This window comes from Peptococcus simiae (assembly GCF_046569735.1).
Taxonomy (GTDB): Bacteria; Bacillota; Peptococcia; order Peptococcales; family Peptococcaceae; genus Peptococcus; species Peptococcus simiae_A.
Window position 1 is genome coordinate 1 of sequence record NZ_JBKICG010000044.1, and the last position, 765, is coordinate 765.

The 765-nt window shown below is 50.6% G+C and carries 2 rRNA genes; both read left to right on the top strand.

Annotated elements, in window-relative coordinates:
* Positions 1 to 578: ribosomal RNA gene (locus ACLGL1_RS09770) — 23S ribosomal RNA — on the top strand; the annotation flags it as partial.
* A 66-nt stretch (positions 579 to 644) separates the two neighbouring features.
* Positions 645 to 760, top strand: a 5S ribosomal RNA gene (gene rrf, locus ACLGL1_RS09775).
* Positions 761 to 765: the final 5 nt, after the last annotated feature.

A 765-nucleotide genomic window follows, 5' to 3' on the forward strand; every position in this document is an offset into this window, starting at 1 on the left:
AGAGTGTAAAGGCAGAAGGGAGCTTGACTGCGAGAGCAACAACTCGAGCAGGAAGGAAACTTGGACTTAGTGATCCGGCGGTTGCGAGTGGAAGTGCCGTCGCTCAACGGATAAAAGCTACCCTGGGGATAACAGGCTTATCTCCCCCAAGAGTTCACATCGACGGGGAGGTTTGGCACCTCGATGTCGGCTCATCGCATCCTGGGGCTGTAGTAGGTCCCAAGGGTTGGGCTGTTCGCCCATTAAAGCGGTACGCGAGCTGGGTTCAGAACGTCGTGAGACAGTTCGGTCCCTATCCATCGTAGGCGTAGGATATTTGAGAGGCACTGACCCTAGTACGAGAGGACCGGGTTGGACACACCGCTGGTTAACCGGTTGTCGTGCCAACGGCATAGCCGGGTAGCTAAGTGTGGCCATGATAAACGCTGAAAGCATCTAAGCGTGAAGCAGACCTCAAGATGAGATATCCCACTATTTATAGATAAGACCCCAGAGAGACGAACTGGTAGATAGGTCGGGCGTGTAAGAGTAGTAATACTTTGAGCGGACCGATACTAATAGGTCGAAGACTTAACCGAAAGGTACGATGAAAGAGCATTGATTGAAGTAACGTTGCTGTATAGTTTTGAGAGAACCCTCTCAGATCCGGTGATATTAGCGAAAGGGACCCACCTGTACCCATCTCGAACACAGAAGTTAAGCCTTTTAGCGCCGACGATAGCAAGTAGACTTTTCTTGTGAAAATAGGTCGTTGCCGGTTACATA